Source organism: Kangiella spongicola, assembly GCF_003194565.2.
In the GTDB taxonomy this organism is placed as follows: Bacteria; Pseudomonadota; Gammaproteobacteria; order Enterobacterales; family Kangiellaceae; genus Kangiella; species Kangiella spongicola.
Window position 1 is genome coordinate 400,805 of sequence record NZ_QICH01000002.1, and the last position, 15,647, is coordinate 416,451.

A 15,647-nucleotide genomic window follows, 5' to 3' on the forward strand; every position below is an offset into this window, starting at 1 on the left:
AATTATAGGGTTGCTGGGTCAGCTTTATCAGCGTCGATGTTATAACGCTTGATTGCTTTAGTAACTTCTTTAACGTCGATGTCGCCATCTTCCGCTAGCGCTTTAAGCGCTGCTACGACGATGTAATAACGATCCACTTCGAAGAAGCGACGCAAGTTTTCGCGGCTGTCTGAGCGACCGAAACCATCAGTACCAAGAACTTTGTAATTCATTGGAACGAAAGGACGAATCTGATCAGCATAAGATTTCATATGATCAGTTGCGGCAATAGCCGGTCCTTTTTGCTTCTCTAAGCATTTCTCAACGTAAGATTTCTTAGGCTTCTTATCAGGATTAACCATGTTTTCACGCTCAATCGCCAAACCTTCGCGACGCAGCTCTGTGAAACTCGGTACCGACCAAATGTCGGACAAGACACCAAAGTCTTCTTCGAGTAATTCTGCAGCATGCTCAACTTCACGCAAGATAGAACCACAACCCATCAATTGTACGCGAGGTGCTTTCTTACGCGACTTGTTGGCCTTGAGCTGATACATACCTTTAAGAATGCCTTCTTCAGCACCTTCTGGCATTTCAGGGTGTACGTAGTTTTCATTCAAGGTAGAGATGTAATAGAACACGTTTTCTTGTTCTTTATACATACGACGCATACCTTCACGCAGAATAACTGCCAACTCGTATGCGTATGTTGGATCATAGCTGATACAGTTTGGAATCGTCGCTGAGATCAAGTGGTTATGGCCATCCTGGTGTTGCAAGCCTTCACCATTTAATGTTGTACGACCTGAGGTTGCACCAATCATGAAACCACGCGCCTGCATATCGCCAGCGGCCCATGCTAGGTCACCAATACGTTGGAAACCAAACATCGAGTAATAGACGTAGAAAGGAATCATCGGCAAGTTATTGCTCGAATAACTGGTCGCCGCAGCCATCCACGAAGACATTGCGCCTGCTTCGTTGATACCTTCTTCTAAGATTTGACCTTTCTTGTCTTCGCGGTAATACATGATTTGATCGGAGTCGACCGGATCATATAGCTGACCGACTGAGGAATAAATTCCGATTTGGCGGAATAGGCCTTCCATACCGAAAGTACGCGCTTCATCAGGGATGATAGGGACGATTCGGTCTTTCAACGCTTTGTTTTTCAACAAGATGTTCAAGAAGCGTACGAACGCCATAGTGGTAGAGATCTCACGATCGCCACTCGACTTCAATAAAGGTTCAAAAGCATCTAATGACGGAATATCAAGGCTTTCGCACTCGACACGACGTGACGGTAGGTAACCACTAAGTTTTTCACGACGCTCCTTTAGATACTTAATTTCTTCACTATCTTCACCTGGGTGATAAAGCGGTACATCTTCTAACTTTTCGTCAGGAATCGGTACATTGAAACGATCACGGAAGTGTTTCAACGCTTCCAGATTCATATTCTTAACCTGGTGCGCTGCGTTCTTACCTTCGCCAGAGCTACCCATGCCGTAGCCTTTAACAGTTTTCGCTAAAATAACTGTCGGCTGGCCTTCGGTATTAACAGCTCTGTGGTAAGCCGCATAGACTTTGTGTGGATCATGGCCACCACGGTTTAGACGCCAGATATCTTCATCTGACATATTCGCGACCATTTCTTTTAGCTTAGGATCTTTGCCGAAGAAATGTTCACGAGTATAAGCACCACCTTTAGCCTTACAATTCTGGTACTCACCATCAACGGTTTCTTCCATCACTTTGCGTAAACGACCTTCAGTATCACGAGCAATAAGTGGGTCCCAATAACGACCCCAGATGACTTTCAATACATTCCAGCCGTTACCACGGAATTCGCCTTCAAGTTCTTGGATAATTTTACCGTTACCACGAACAGGACCATCGAGGCGCTGCAAGTTACAGTTAACAACAAAGATCAGGTTATCAAGCTTTTCACGTCCGGCTAAACTAATAGCACCCATCGATTCTGGCTCGTCCATCTCACCATCACCAAGGAAAGCCCATACCTTACGGCCTTTAGTATCCGCTAAGCCACGGTTTTCTAAATACTTTAAGAATCGTGCTTGGTAAATTGCTTGGATTGGACCTAAGCCCATCGAAACTGTCGGGAACTGCCAAAAGTCAGGCATAAGCCACGGATGTGGGTAGGACGAAAGACCTTTGCCATCAACCTCTTGACGGAAGTTGCTCATCTGTTCTTCACTGATACGGCCTTCCAAGAAAGCGCGTGCATAAATACCCGGCGAAGAGTGGCCTTGGTAATAAATCAAATCGCCTTTATCTTCGTCATTACCTTTGAAGAAGTGGTTAAAACCTACATCGTACAAAGTTGCGCTCGAAGCGAAGCTGGATAAGTGGCCACCAAGCTCTAACTTTTTGTTCGAAGCTTGCAAGACAATTGCAATGGCGTTCCAGCGAATAATGGCACGCAAACGTCGTTCCATTTCCTGATCGCCAGGCATATGAGCTTCTTGTGATGGTGGGATCGTATTAAGATACGCTGTGGTTAAATCGAATGGCAAGTTTGCGCCAGCACGACGTGCTTTAGCGACAAGTTTTTCAAGTAAGAAGTGTGCGCGTTCTACACCCTCTTCTGCCATAACCGCGTCTAGTGCGTCGATCCATTCTTGAGTTTCTATCGGATCCACGTCTGTAACTAGCGCGTTGTTTGTTACATCGTTTTCAGACCTATCTTTTGACATAATTATCGCCTTATGACAGCCAAACGCATTTATTTAACAAGTGTTAAATAGCAATGCTAGAATTCATAAAGCCAATATCTTAGTCAAAAAAGCGGTAAAAAGATACCGTTTTGCCGTTTTATGGGCGAAAACTCATCTCTGGTCTGACCATAAGCAAAAACGATTTTTAATTAACATGCGTTAATTACTTTACACGAAACTCCATCCCAGAAATGAGGCTACAGCCACTAGCGCAAATAAAATCACACCAGAGCGTTGCGATAGGCTGATAGCACAGCGGTTGGCGGCACAGGGACTTTCTGTAGCATCAACGCCTAACCCCATACTGGCTGTAGCAACCGCGTTCAGCAGAACTCTGCCACTAACATCTAAATCAAAAAACTGTGCTTTGCTGCGCTCTATACCACTTGCCATATCACCAGCTAACAAGTAAGTCAGCGCTGAAATTCTAAAGGCCACCCACTCCATCGCATAGTGAAGCTTACTACCTAACGCACCGAGTCTGTCTTCTTGTTCTTGCCAAAGTAGCATTCGGTAAAGTAGTGCGCCAGCGGGACCTAATAATACGAACCAGATGGCGACGCTAAAATATTGACTCTCAACTTTGTAGAAAATCGACTCGGTAACATCTTTTACCATCGCCTCTTCGTTCTCTGACTCTTTCCCTGTAAAAGCCATGGCATATTCGTATGCAGCTTGTCGCTCACCGTTTTCTATAGCTTTAAAATAGCCTTCTAGTTGCTTGCTTGGAAGCTGTGGCCCAAAGGTGTGCACCAAAATTAAAACCATTAAGGCCAACACAATAAACGATGCAACAAAGCCATCGTCGAATAACTTGAAAAATACAAACACTAGTAGCACTGGTAGCACTGCTTCAATAAAGTCTTTTAACCAACCTTGGTACCAGTTCTTCCCAGCAAAGGATTTGTCGCAAAATCTTAAATATGAAAAATACCAGTTATCACTACTTAATTTATCCCGCGCCGCGGACTGGTTACCGTGATAATAACGCTCGATTAAAATTGCAATGACTAGTGCTAATAACGCCATACTTAGTTCCAAGATTTGGTTGAATCACTCAATATTAATAGTTATACCATAAGCCTGAAAAGTTAAACACGTTTCTAAAGCTCATGGTGGATAGCCCAAGGCTTGCTCAAGTTCTTGTCAAGAGACTACGATAATAGCCCCAATCAAAAGCTGGCCCTGGATCAGTTTTCCTCCCAGGGGCGATATCTGAGTGCCCTGTGATCCTGTCGCGGGACATATTGGGATAAGCTTTTAATAATAACGCCGTCAGTTTTGCTAAGGATTGATACTGCTCTTCTTCGTAAGGAATATCGTCAGCCCCTTCCAACTCTATCCCAATGGAAAAATCATTACACTTCTCTCGTCCCTGATAACTAGACAACCCAGCGTGCCACGCTCGCTTATGCAATGGAACATATTGAACAACCTCACCAGTTCGTCGAATCAACAAGTGGCTCGAAACACGTATATCAGCAATTTCTTCAAAGAATGGATGATCATCAGGATTCAACTCACCGCCAAAGAACTGATCAATATAGGGCCCACCAAACTCCTTTGGCGGAAGGCTAATGTTGTGAACAACCAACAAATCAATCTCCTCGGATTCACGATCATCGAAGTGACAACAGTCAGATAAGCGGGCGCCTTCTATGATTCCGGTGTGTAAATTCAAACAAAAATTGAGCTCCGAAGTGTTCATGCTATTCCTAAACTACTTTTTTGAGATTACAATAGCACAGATTAATCACAAATAGTGTACGACCTAAACTCATCAATCTTCTTACGGAACACAAAATGATCGATATTCCTTATCAGGCCAAGTTACAACAAACCATTGAATTCCAAGTTAAAAAAGCGCTTGAAGAAGATCTTGATGGAATCGATGGAGTCGATGTGACAGCAGAACTCATCGAGCAGGATAAAGTTGCCAAGGGCCGATTAATCACACGAGAAGACGCCGTGATTTGTGGCATAGAATGGTTTAATGGTGTTTTTAAGGCGCTTGACCCTAGCATTAAACTCGATTGGAAATGTAAAGATGGCGACAAAGTTTCGGCCAACGACACTCTTTGTGAAATCGTAGGTAACGCGCGAAATGTATTGACTGCCGAACGTAGCGCAATGAACTTCCTACAAACACTATCGGGCACAGCAACCATTACGGCTCGTTACGTGCGTGAACTCAAAGGAACGGACTGTCAGCTCCTAGATACTCGTAAAACCATCCCTTTGATGCGTTTAGCGCAGAAGTACGCGGTATATTGTGGTGGCGGTAGAAACCACCGAATGGGCCTTTACGATGCTTTTTTGATAAAAGAGAATCACATCATCTCGACCGGCTCGATTAAAAATGCTGTCTCTATCGCTCGACAAAACCATCCTACTACCCTTGTCGAAGTCGAAGTCGAAAATTTTGCACAGTTAGACGAGGCACTAGATGCTGGCGCTGACGTCATAATGCTGGATAACTTTAGCGTTGATGAACTGCGAACGGGCGTCGCCATTAACCAAGTACACTCTCACACCGCTAAAATCGAAGCCTCAGGCAACGTCACTATCGAAACCTTGCGTGATATTGCCGAAACCGGAGTTGATTTTATATCGGTAGGTGCCCTAACTAAACACGTGAAAGCCATCGACTTATCGCTTCGTCTAGAAATGTAGGTAAGTGAGGCCGGAGCAAGTCTCCGTCATTGCTAAATAGGGACCAACTACCTCAATACCAACCAACGTCGTTGCGCGCGAAGGAACTAAGGACCTCATTATCATTTTGCGTCGTTGCGAGGCCTTTAGGCCGCGGAGCCCTCACCCTTTCTCGTCATTGCGAGCTACATGAAGCGCGTAGCAACACCTTAACCCCATCTCGTCATTGCGAGCGAAGGAACTGAGCGCGGCAATCTCATATAGGCGCCCGTGCACTAATTCTTGCAAAAAGACCATAACGACTAAGCAACATACCCCTCAAAGTAATCCAACACAAAGTCAACTTTCACAGTTAACGAATAGGGATTACCACGTCGTCCTTCGGACTCCTCGTAATGACGCACTATTCGTCGTTGCGATGCCTTTAGGCCTCGGCAATCTCGCTCTTCAGGAAGGATGTTAAGAGATTGCTTCGGTCGTTACACTCCCTCGTAATGACGCACTATTCGTCGTTGCGAGGCCATTAGGCCGCGGCAATCTCGCTTTTAACATCACAAGGAAAGATATAAAGAATACGACCGCTTTAGCCGCAACCTCAACAGATAGCTAGTTCAAAGGAAATATCATCGGCTACTGGCCTAATTTCATCCTCTACCTGCTCCATAAAACGGATACTAAAGTAGTGCTTCGAGCCACTAATTTCAGGAAAATAAGTCGACTCTTTAGGCAACCTTACTCGCAACAGCTGTGGGTTTCCTTTATTCGACAAGCTTGACTGAAACACACCTTTTTTGCTTTGTACGACTTGGTACTCACCATTTTCACGGAATAGTCTTAAGAGAATTTTGATACATTGGGCCAAGCCTTCTAGGTGTGAAAACCAACTTTTTAAACTGTCGAGGCGCTCTTCAAAAGGACGGTTTAAGAATTGATGCAGTTCCGGCAAGTCAAAACTACAAGTTCCGCCAGGCATTCGAATTCGGTTTTTAAGCATGTCTATGAAGCGAATAGAACGCAAACGCGCACCAAACTTTCCGCTGTACCCGCCGACCCACTCTAGTAATTGGTCTAGCTGTTCTAAGAAACGTTTTAGCTTGAAATCATCAATGTATGGACTTTCCTGTAACTGCTGGAAGTAAGCTCTTTGAGTCTCCAGCTCCTTGATGATCTCTCCTTTAATGTCACCACGGTCAAGACAATCTAAGATCTCCCAAAGATTCCTCAGCGCACTGACGTGGCAAGCGGTAGAGTCTTGCTCACGTAAATGAAGCTGAGTTACAAAAAGTTGCTCCAATCTTAAGTATGTTCGGACCTGCTCACTTAAAGGGTGCTCGTACAGTATTGTCTCAACCGTCTTGCTCATGCCGCTGATTCCTTGCTAAATCACGATAATGACTGTCTAAACTTATAACTTGTTGTTTTAATGAATGCAAATCTGACTCATTTTTTATAATGTCATCGGCTATTGATAACCGTTGTTGTCGTGTAGCCTGACTGGACATTAAGGACTGTGCCAGTTGCAAATTACCACCATCTCTTTTCATCAAACGCTCTAACTGATTTTCTTGGCTACTATCAACCACCAATACCCTGTGATAGCTCTGTGCTTCTGTAGTTCCATGAATGGTTTCAAAATATAAAGGAATAACACTAACGGTGTAGAGCTCATCACACTTTTCAGCATCACTTCTAAGCTCCGCCATCCTATTGCGAATCATAGGATGAAGCAATCCATTCAGCCACTGTCGCTTTGTTTCGTCATTAAAAACAATTTCTCTAAGTGCCTGTCGGTCAAGGCTTCCATTGTCTAAAAGAACCGACTCGCCAAAATGCTCAATAATTTGATTTAAACCTGATGCCCCTGGCTCCACAACTTCTCTTGCAATAATATCAGCATCAATGACCCTAACGTCTAGCTCCTCGAAAAAACCACTAACAGCGGACTTCCCGCTGGCTATACCGCCTGTTAAAACAATATGAAGTGTCATGAAGATCCTAGTAGGGTAAAAAAGGTATTCTAGCTTTAAGGGGATAATTATAAAAGAAAGAAACTGGTTAGCTTACTGAAATACAACTCTCAAATATACTTTCTTGCAATGTGGTCATTCCAAGCGGCTACTTCCCTCATTGTGAGCTACTATATACCCGTAATTGCGAGCAAAGTAACCGAGCACATCAATCCCAATCATTATTGCTGCGAAACATTAAAGCCGAGCCTCACCAACGTCGTTGCGAGGCCTTTGGGCCGCGGCAATCTAGCTTTTAGAGAAGAATGTTTAGAGATTACCACGTCGTCCTTCATACTCCTCGGCAATAGCTCCTACATTGCTCTAACTCCTGTATCTGACCTGCATGGATGTAGGGAACGTAATAGCAATGCCGGAAGCATTGCTTGCCCTGCAGTCGTCGTAATGACGCACTGCCGTCATTGCGAGCGACGAAGGAGCGTGGCAATCTCATGAAGGCGCCTGTGGCCTATTAAACAGCACAGAACGTATTAATAAAGCGAGATTACCACGTCGTGCTTCGCACTCCTCGTAATGACGAGCTATATGTCATTACGAAGTATGAACTAAACACCGCACCCCCCAACCACCGTCGTTGCGAGGCCTTTAGGCCGCGGCAATCTCGCTTTTAGAACTATGGCTGCAACCAGCTCATATAAAGCTGCGTCAAAGGCTCACCCCAGATCAAGGTGATCCAGCCTGCGATTGCTAAGAAAGGTCCGAAAGGAATCGTGTGATCACGGCCTTTCTTGGTCACTATCATAGAAATAATACCTAGCACAGCGCCCGTAACTGTAGACAAGATAATAACTAATGGCAGCATTTTTACGCCAACAAAAGCCCCAATAGCTGCTAATAACTTAAAATCACCATGCCCCATACCTTCTTTGCCTGTAATCAGCTTAAATAGCCAATAAATAGACCATAGCACTAAGTAACCACATAAGGCACCTATCACAGCCGACTCTAAACTAGAAGCAAAGCTAAGCTGCAAAGCGTCAGGTTTGATAAATAGGTAAGAACTCAAACCAAGCCAGACTAAAGGTAAAGTAAGCTGATCAGGAAGGATTTTATGATCATAGTCGATAAAACTGCCGACGATTAAAAAGCTAGTGAAGATAATGGCAAATACCAATAACCAACTGAAACCAAAGTAATAGGCGCAGGTAGCAAATGTTATAGCGGTCAAGAGCTCTACAAATGGATAACGAAATGAAATTGGTGTTTTACAGGAGCGACATTTCCCTCTAAGAAATAACCAACTAATTACTGGAATATTTTCTAATGCCGTAATCTTATGCCCACATTTTGGACAAGCCGAGCGTGGCGAAACTAGGTTGTATTTCTCATCTTGCTTAGTTTCAGGGCAACTTATTGTACAGTCAGCCTCTTTGAGTATTTCCGTAGCTGTCGCTTGCCATTCTCGTTGAAGCATTTTGGGCAAGCGATGAATAACTACATTAAAAAAACTACCGAAAAGCAAACCCAGTATAAAAACAAAACCTGCCAATAAAGGCAGGTTGCTAGATAATAATTCAATCATATTTATTCTTATTTAATATTGGAAACTTACTTGCTTAGAATGCATTACCTAACTGGAAGATAGGTAAGTACATTGCAACAACAAGACCACCCACTACAACACCTAAGAATACAATGACGAATGGCTCAATCAATGAGCTAATTCCGTCCACAGCATCATCAACTTCACCCTCGTATATATCGGCAACTTTAGAAAGCATGGTATCGACAGCACCCGACTCTTCACCAATTGCAACCATTTGATTCACCATATTTGGGAAAACACCTGTTGAGGTCATCGCCATATTAATCTGTAGCCCGCTTGTTACATCTTCCTTAATACTTTGAATTGCATTTTTATAAACAGTATTTCCCGATGCGCCGGCAGCAGAGTCCAAGGCATCTACTAACGGCACGCCTGCCGCGAATGTAGTCGCCAGGGTGCGAGCATATCGAGCAACGGATGCTTTCTGAACCAAAGGACCAAACACTGGTATTTTTAATAAAAAACGGTCCTTGACTTCTCTAAACTTGGTCGAATTGGTATTCAAGTATGAAAAACCGAAAACACTTCCTACTATCACAATTAAATAGAGCCACCAATATTCTTGAGCGTTTTCAGACATATTTATAACGAGCTGGGTGAAAGCCGGAAGATCTGCTCCAGCACCAATAAATAACTCGGCAAACATAGGGACTACATAAATTAATAAAACGGCAGTTACTGCTAAAGCAACAACAACAACAGCAGCAGGGTACATCATTGCTTTCTTTATCTTAGATTTTAATGCTTCCGATTTTTCTTTGTAAGTTGCGATTCTGTCTAGCATTTGCTCCAGCGTTCCCGATTGCTCACCTGCATGAATAAGGTCACAGACAAGCTCATCAAATTGTTTGGGATGACTACGTAGCGCCGTAGCAAAAGGGTTACCAGCTTCGACATCCTCTTTAATATTCATTACTAGATCTTGAACACTAGCGTTTTCATGGCCCTTACCGATAATATCGAACGACTGAACTAAAGGTACACCGGCTTTCATCATGGTTGCTAGCTGTCGTAAAAACACGGCAATATCGGCTGGTTTTATAGGCTTCTTACCACCACCAATAGAGGCAAACAAGTCGGCATTAACTGATTTAGGTGTAATGCCCTGTTTTCTTAAGGCAACTTTTACTTCATCGGCATCAATTGCAGGCATGGAGCCTTTAACTTTCTGCCCTTGCTTATTGACCCCTTTATACTGAAAGACTTTTTGCTTCTTCTTTTTTGGTGAAGTTTTTCTTTTTCTAACTGCAGTCGCCATCTTGCTGTACCCTATCGCTCATAGTCCTACCAATATAGCAAATAAAGGCGTAATTACTCAATAAATAATAAAAACAGTAACTTATTGTACCTAGTTCCTATTACTCTTGAGTTACGCGATTTACTTCTTCTAAGCTGGTAGCCCCTAATTTAACTTTGTTTAATCCAGTGCGTCGTAAATCTGGGATATCTTCTTTTCTCGCCTGATCGGCAATATCAATCGCATTACCACCCTCCATGATAATTCGGCCCATTGCGTCAGATACAGGCATGACTTGGAATAAACCCACACGACCTTTATAGCCTAATGTACACTTATCGCAACCAACAGGCTCATAAACTGTGAGCTCGTTCAGCTCTTCTTTAGTAAAACCTTCCTCTAATAAGGCTTCGTTAGGCAATTGTGATGGTTTTTTACAATGCTCACACAGCCTTCTTGCTAATCGCTGAGCCACCACCAAATTAACTGTGGTCGCAATATTAAAGGGCGCTACCCCCATATTCACTAAGCGAGTTAACGTTTCAGGAGCAGAGTTAGTATGCAGCGTAGATAACACTAAGTGGCCTGTTTGAGAGGCTTTAATAGCGATTTCAGCTGTTTCTAAATCTCGAATCTCACCAACCAGTACAATATCCGGATCCTGACGTAAGAATGCCCGAAGCGCCGAGGCGAATGTCAAACCCGCTTTAACATTAACGTTAACCTGGTTAACCCCTGCCAAGTTAATTTCAACAGGGTCTTCTGCGGTAGAAATATTTTTATGTTCATCATTTAAAATATTAACGCCTGTATAAAGCGTTACAGTTTTACCCGAACCTGTAGGACCTGTTACCAGCACCATCCCTTGCGGCTTGCTTATCGCTTCCATAAAGTATTTTTTCTGTTGCGTTTCAAAGCCTAAAGCATCGACACCCAACATAGCACTTGTGGGGTCCAAAATACGCATTACAATTTTTTCGCCAAATAAGGTTGGCAGAGTGTTTACACGAAAATCGATGGCTTTAGTTTTAGATAACTTTAACTTTACACGACCATCTTGCGGAACACGGCGCTCTGAGATATCTAGATTCGATAAAACTTTTAAACGAGCAGAAATACGGGAGGAGAGCTGAATTGGGGGACTAGCAACCTCATGTAGCAAGCCATCGATGCGAAAGCGTACCCGATACTTTTTTTCATAAGGCTCAAAGTGTAAATCCGATGCGCCTTTTCGAATGGCATCAACCAACATCTTTTTTACGAACTTAACAACGGGAGCATCGTCGCGTTCAGCCCCTTCGTCCACATCACCCGCCTGACTTTCATCAACGGCATCAAGATCAATATTATCAAGATCCGCGTCATCAAAATCTGATAAAGACTCGCTTTCCTTTTCATCGATGAGCTTGTCAACGAGGGAGTCTAGTTTCGAAGGTTCTACTAAAACGGCCTCAACAGAGCAGTTTGTTTGAAAACGAATTTCTTCTAAGCTTTTAAGATTTGTTGCATCGGCTACACCAACAAACAGACGACTACCTCGCATATAAAGGGGAATTACCCGATGCTTGCGCATCATTTTAAGGTCGATAATATCTTTAGGTAAATTATCGGGATTAATCGCATTAGCATCGAAGTAAGGCGCACCAAAGTTAACGCCTTGGGCTTTGACCGCATCAGCTCCTTTTACCCAGCCAGCATTTACCAGCCAGTCAATTAACCCAATCTTTTCTTCTTTAGCTTTTTCAATAGCTTCTTTAACTTTGTCTTTTGAGATTAGGCCTTCAGCAACTAGCATATGGGCTAAGCCCGTTAAACCCGTTTCTATTAACGCCATAGAATTAACACTCTTTATTACTTAAATTTATTGGCAACCGGACGGCAAATATTTCTTGTTTGATAAGTTAGCTGTATTACACGTCCACCCCACTATCATGCCATTATTCACAGTTGGTGATAAGAAAATGATTAAAGAACGTATGTTTGATGTTACGGGAGATGCATTTTTTAACTGTATTCTAATCACACCCATTCCATTATGTGACACTGTTGAGGTATACCTACCTCCGTTTATATTATATTGATTAGCAGGTGGCATTAAACCCTTGGTTGTATAAAACTCAGTAATACCAACTTTTACTTGCCCTGCGGATGCAATTCCTTCACTTACTTGTGCTTTTGCTGTGTAATCTTGATAGGCAGGTATAGCAATTGCCGCTAGAATTCCTATGATAGCAATTACTATCATAAGCTCAATTAAAGTAAAACCTTTTCCAAATCTAAACTGTATCATGACAATAAAAAAAAGCAGCTAGAAGCTGCTTTTTTCTTTCAGATTATTGACAGCCAGCTGGTAAGTACTTTGCAGCACCGCCGGTTGCACAGGTCCAATTATCTATTACATTGTTTGCGTTAACATTTGGAGTCAATGTAAACGAAAAGCCTTGTACAGATGTATTTACTGGCGCAGCACCTCTTAAAGTTACAGTTATTTGACCCGCGGCATCATGTGTAGCGCTAGCTGTATAGCGTCCACCATCTGTTACATCAAACTGTCCCGCAGGAGGGAAGCTACCCTGTGCAGTATAATATTCTGTAAGGCCAGTTTTAACAGCTCCAGCTGTTGCCATGCCTTCAGCTACTTGCGAACGTGCTACATAATCTTGGTAAGCTGGAATAGCTACTGCTGCCAAAATACCGATGATCGCGATTACGATCATTAATTCAATAAGGGTAAAACCCGCTTGTTTTTTCATTTGCATGAGACTCTCTCCTATACATTTCAATAAAATCGTTTGGAACTGTGTTTACATATATCGTTTTTATAGCTTTGCTTTCCCTCAAAGGTCTATTAAGCGTAGCTCTAAAAACCGTTTACTATCTTAGAATTGTAAACATGATATATGTGAACAAATTCTGTTAATCAATATAACTTTGGTAAAGCAGGATAGCAATATACGATTGTAAAATATTTCGACATCCAACTAAAACAATGACTTAAATCACACTTATATGCAAAATCGCATCGAGAAACATACGGTTTTTGTTTGAATTACAACCAAAACGTAATGCTACTGACATTTTTTGTCACTTAAGAAGTGTGCTTTTATGTCCAGTTATGTCTGTTAATTCAATTAAATGTTATGACATTTAATTAAACTATTGATTTACAGAGCTTTTACAGCATATGTTCAGATTCAAACATTGGCAAGGAAAAGTTTACAGTTAAAAACTCTTTTTGTGTTACTCGATCTTTTTCGATTCAATCAGTATCCTGTCGTCATTCTATTTAACCTTTTCATAACTATGTCAAAAACGATGATTGTTAAGTGCCCTACCTGTTCTAAGTCAGTTGCTTGGAATGATTCCAGCGAATATAAACCCTTTTGCAGTAAACGCTGCAAGTTGATAGATTTGGGTGAGTGGGCAAACGAAGGGCATAAGATTGCTGGGCAACAGTTAGATCCTCATACTGTTGAGGAGTTGGCTAAGCTAAAAGATAACTAAGGGTAATTGCTTTGTGGTTTGGTATTAAGAGCGAGATTGCCGGGGCCTAAAGGCCTCGCAAAGACGAAGGATAGGACAGCCGTGGGCTGGGGGCTCGGCCCCCTATCTCGTCATTACGAGGAGTGCAAAGCACGACGTGGTAATCTCGCTTTATTAATTCGCTCTGTGCACATTAATAGGTCACAGCCGCCTTCAAGGGATTGCCGCGCTCCTTTCGTCGCTCGCAATGACGATGATTGTGGATTGCCGAGGTCTGAAAGCTCCACCGCGACACCAACTCGTCATTACGACGACTGCATTGCTATTGCATTCTCTGCATCCGTGCAGGTCAGATGCAGGAGTTAGTGCAATGCAGGAGCTATTACCGCGCTCCTTTCGTCGCTCGCAATGACGATGGTTGAGGATTGCTACGCTCAGCACCTACGCTAGCAACGGCGCTCATTTCGTCATTACGAGGAGTGCAAAGCACGACGTGGTAATCTCGCTTTATTAATACGTTCTGTGCTCCTTAATAGGTCACAGGAACCTTCATGAGATTTCCGCGCTCCTACGTCGCTCGCAATGACGATGGTTGAGGATTGCCACGCTCACTATATTCGCTCGCGATAACTGCATAAGTATTCTAGCCACCACGCTTACAGCCCCCCACAATGACGGTGAGGTTGCCTTAAGTTAAGCTGTAATACAGGTCTTTCCAACTTGGATTAATACTATTGATAAGTTTTTCTTTGTTGGCGCGTGAGCCAGCTTTAATTTGTTTTTCCCGCTGTATGGCTGCTTCGATACCGTCAATAACTTCGTAATAGACAAGAAGATTACAATTATATTTGCTGGAAAAGCCGCTACTACGTTTCTGTTTGTGTTGGTGGACTCTTTGAATTAAGTCGCTGGTGACTCCAGTGTAGAGTACTGTTTTAGCCTTGTTGGTTAAGATATAGACGTATCCTTGTAGCATTGTTACTCCATTTTGTAATTCATACGGCAAAGGCAGGCGTTACTATAATGCTGAGGTTGTTGGCATTCAGTGTTTGTATTCACAGTTTGCAAATCTGCATTAGGTTTAGTTTTGATTGAATCGGTCCATTAATATTCTTTTTTTAAAGAAGTTCCGATTGTCGCTGATCTTTTCCAGCTGATTAGTTCAGTCTTACCATTGATAATTAAAAGCGAGATTGCCGCGGCCTAACGGCCTCGCAACGACGCCGGTTGGTGTTGGAGTGTCTATCTCCTATGTTCTCAGCGATAAGTATATGATGCCTCCAACGACGAGCTAATCTCGCTTAATGAATACGTTCTGCACTCTTTATAGGCCACAGGCGCTTTTATGAGATTGCCGCGCTCCTTTCGTCGCTCGCAATGACGAGGTTGTGGTTTGCCGCGCTCCTTTAGTCGCTCGCAATGACGAGAGTTGAGGATTGCCGCGCTCACTATGTTCGCTCGCAATGACGATGATTGTGGATTTCCGCGCTCACTATGCTCGATCGTAATGACGAGGTGCGGAACTGCATGCTCATTGTAATCACTCGCAAAGACTGGGATATGATGGCCCGAATGACGGTAGTGCGTGTAACTGATAAAGAGTTATAAAAGGCTAAGGATTTCTAAATTGGCCGCGGGGAACTGGAAATTATTTAATTCGGTTTGATGCGCCCAAGTTATTGGCTGGCCTTCTTTGCCGAAGGGAACGCCGAGGTAGTCTCTGACTAGGCAGACATGTAGTGATACAGACTTATCGGGATATTGATGGTGAATTGTTGTAAGAGGAGTAATTGATATTGGGAGGATATCAAGCTCTTCGTGGCACTCTCTTTGTAGCGCATTTAGAAGTTCTTCACCCTCTTCAATCTTGCCACCAGGAAACTCCCACAAGCCTCCTTGGTGCTGATGATTAGCTCTTTTGGCGATAAGGACGCGGTCGGCAATTTTTATTACTGCGACCGCGACATTAACTGTTTTCATTGCTT

Annotated in this window: 14 protein-coding genes; 2 read left to right on the top strand and 12 right to left on the bottom strand. The window is 43.1% G+C overall.

Annotated features, from left to right (window positions below):
• Positions 1-2: 2 nt before the first annotated feature.
• The 3 genes from aceE to ampD all read right to left on the bottom strand — a co-directional run bounded on the left by aceE (position 3) and on the right by ampD (position 4,398).
• Positions 3-2,696, bottom strand: a complete 2,694-nt coding sequence (gene aceE / locus DL796_RS07480) for a pyruvate dehydrogenase (acetyl-transferring), homodimeric type (RefSeq protein ID WP_110201084.1) — start codon at positions 2,694-2,696, stop codon at positions 3-5.
• Between the two features lie 189 nt (positions 2,697-2,885).
• Complete coding sequence (gene ampE, locus DL796_RS07485) at positions 2,886-3,746, bottom strand: regulatory signaling modulator protein AmpE (protein WP_110201085.1); 861 nt, start codon at positions 3,744-3,746, stop codon at positions 2,886-2,888.
• A gap of 106 nt (positions 3,747-3,852) precedes the next feature.
• Complete coding sequence (gene ampD, locus DL796_RS07490; RefSeq protein WP_406946423.1) at positions 3,853-4,398, bottom strand: 1,6-anhydro-N-acetylmuramyl-L-alanine amidase AmpD; 546 nt, start codon at positions 4,396-4,398, stop codon at positions 3,853-3,855.
• 122 nt (positions 4,399-4,520) lie between these two features.
• Here ampD and nadC point away from each other — a divergent pair, with 122 nt between their 5' ends.
• A complete protein-coding gene (gene nadC / locus DL796_RS07495) occupies positions 4,521-5,390 on the top strand; it encodes a carboxylating nicotinate-nucleotide diphosphorylase (protein WP_110201087.1) in 870 nt (289 codons plus the stop codon).
• A gap of 574 nt (positions 5,391-5,964) precedes the next feature.
• On the opposite strand, the gene zapD is transcribed toward nadC, so the two are convergent.
• The 7 genes from zapD to DL796_RS07530 form a co-directional block, all read right to left on the bottom strand.
• Positions 5,965-6,732 (bottom strand): cell division protein ZapD, encoded by a 768-nt coding sequence (gene zapD, locus DL796_RS07500; protein ID WP_110201088.1) that lies wholly within the window; start codon positions 6,730-6,732, stop codon positions 5,965-5,967.
• Entirely contained in the window at positions 6,716-7,357 is a 642-nt protein-coding gene (gene coaE / locus DL796_RS07505; protein ID WP_110201089.1) for a dephospho-CoA kinase, read from the bottom strand. The genes zapD and coaE overlap by 17 nt, the downstream gene beginning before the upstream one ends.
• A 652-nt stretch (positions 7,358-8,009) precedes the next feature.
• The gene (locus tag DL796_RS07510; RefSeq protein ID WP_110201090.1) at positions 8,010-8,918 is read right to left on the bottom strand and encodes a prepilin peptidase; all 909 of its coding nucleotides are present in this window, start codon (positions 8,916-8,918) and stop codon (positions 8,010-8,012) included.
• Positions 8,919-8,952: 34 nt separating this feature from the next.
• Positions 8,953-10,200 carry a type II secretion system F family protein gene (locus tag DL796_RS07515; RefSeq protein WP_110201091.1) on the bottom strand — a complete coding sequence of 416 codons (1,248 nt, stop codon included), beginning with the start codon at positions 10,198-10,200 and terminating at the stop codon, positions 8,953-8,955.
• A 100-nt stretch (positions 10,201-10,300) separates the two neighbouring features.
• On the bottom strand, positions 10,301-12,013 hold the full coding sequence (gene pilB, locus DL796_RS07520; protein WP_110201092.1) for a type IV-A pilus assembly ATPase PilB: 1,713 nt from the start codon (positions 12,011-12,013) through the stop codon (positions 10,301-10,303).
• A gap of 27 nt (positions 12,014-12,040) precedes the next feature.
• Entirely contained in the window at positions 12,041-12,469 is a 429-nt protein-coding gene (locus tag DL796_RS07525; RefSeq protein WP_110201093.1) for a pilin, read from the bottom strand.
• A gap of 43 nt (positions 12,470-12,512) precedes the next feature.
• The gene (locus DL796_RS07530; protein ID WP_320158220.1) at positions 12,513-12,938 is read right to left on the bottom strand and encodes a pilin; all 426 of its coding nucleotides are present in this window, start codon (positions 12,936-12,938) and stop codon (positions 12,513-12,515) included.
• A gap of 544 nt (positions 12,939-13,482) precedes the next feature.
• Between DL796_RS07530 and yacG the strand changes: the two genes are divergently transcribed.
• Complete coding sequence (gene yacG / locus DL796_RS07535; RefSeq protein ID WP_110201355.1) at positions 13,483-13,683, top strand: DNA gyrase inhibitor YacG; 201 nt, start codon at positions 13,483-13,485, stop codon at positions 13,681-13,683.
• A 667-nt stretch (positions 13,684-14,350) separates the two neighbouring features.
• Here the strand turns inward: yacG and DL796_RS07540 are convergent.
• Together DL796_RS07540 and mutT are read right to left on the bottom strand one after the other, a co-directional pair.
• Positions 14,351-14,638, bottom strand: a complete 288-nt coding sequence (locus DL796_RS07540; protein WP_110201094.1) for a GIY-YIG nuclease family protein — start codon at positions 14,636-14,638, stop codon at positions 14,351-14,353.
• Between the two features lie 626 nt (positions 14,639-15,264).
• A complete protein-coding gene (mutT, locus tag DL796_RS07545) occupies positions 15,265-15,642 on the bottom strand; it encodes an 8-oxo-dGTP diphosphatase MutT (RefSeq protein ID WP_110201095.1) in 378 nt (125 codons plus the stop codon).
• Positions 15,643-15,647 lie beyond the last annotated feature (5 nt).

Bases quoted from the DNA above. Each gene is read 5' to 3' on its own strand.
- aceE (WP_110201084.1), bottom strand. From the start codon at position 2,696: ATGTCAAAAGATAGGTCTGAAAACGATGTAACAAACAACGCGCTAGTT.
- ampE (WP_110201085.1), bottom strand. From the start codon at position 3,746: ATGGCGTTATTAGCACTAGTCATTGCAATTTTAATCGAGCGTTATTAT.
- nadC (WP_110201087.1), top strand. From the start codon at position 4,521: ATGATCGATATTCCTTATCAGGCCAAGTTACAACAAACCATTGAATTC.
- zapD (WP_110201088.1), bottom strand. From the start codon at position 6,732: ATGAGCAAGACGGTTGAGACAATACTGTACGAGCACCCTTTAAGTGAG.
- coaE (WP_110201089.1), bottom strand. From the start codon at position 7,357: ATGACACTTCATATTGTTTTAACAGGCGGTATAGCCAGCGGGAAGTCC.
- DL796_RS07510 (WP_110201090.1), bottom strand. From the start codon at position 8,918: ATGATTGAATTATTATCTAGCAACCTGCCTTTATTGGCAGGTTTTGTT.
- DL796_RS07515 (WP_110201091.1), bottom strand. From the start codon at position 10,200: ATGGCGACTGCAGTTAGAAAAAGAAAAACTTCACCAAAAAAGAAGAAG.
- pilB (WP_110201092.1), bottom strand. From the start codon at position 12,013: ATGGCGTTAATAGAAACGGGTTTAACGGGCTTAGCCCATATGCTAGTT.
- DL796_RS07525 (WP_110201093.1), bottom strand. From the start codon at position 12,469: ATGATACAGTTTAGATTTGGAAAAGGTTTTACTTTAATTGAGCTTATG.
- DL796_RS07530 (WP_320158220.1), bottom strand. From the start codon at position 12,938: ATGCAAATGAAAAAACAAGCGGGTTTTACCCTTATTGAATTAATGATC.
- yacG (WP_110201355.1), top strand. From the start codon at position 13,483: ATGTCAAAAACGATGATTGTTAAGTGCCCTACCTGTTCTAAGTCAGTT.
- DL796_RS07540 (WP_110201094.1), bottom strand. From the start codon at position 14,638: ATGCTACAAGGATACGTCTATATCTTAACCAACAAGGCTAAAACAGTA.
- mutT (WP_110201095.1), bottom strand. From the start codon at position 15,642: ATGAAAACAGTTAATGTCGCGGTCGCAGTAATAAAAATTGCCGACCGC.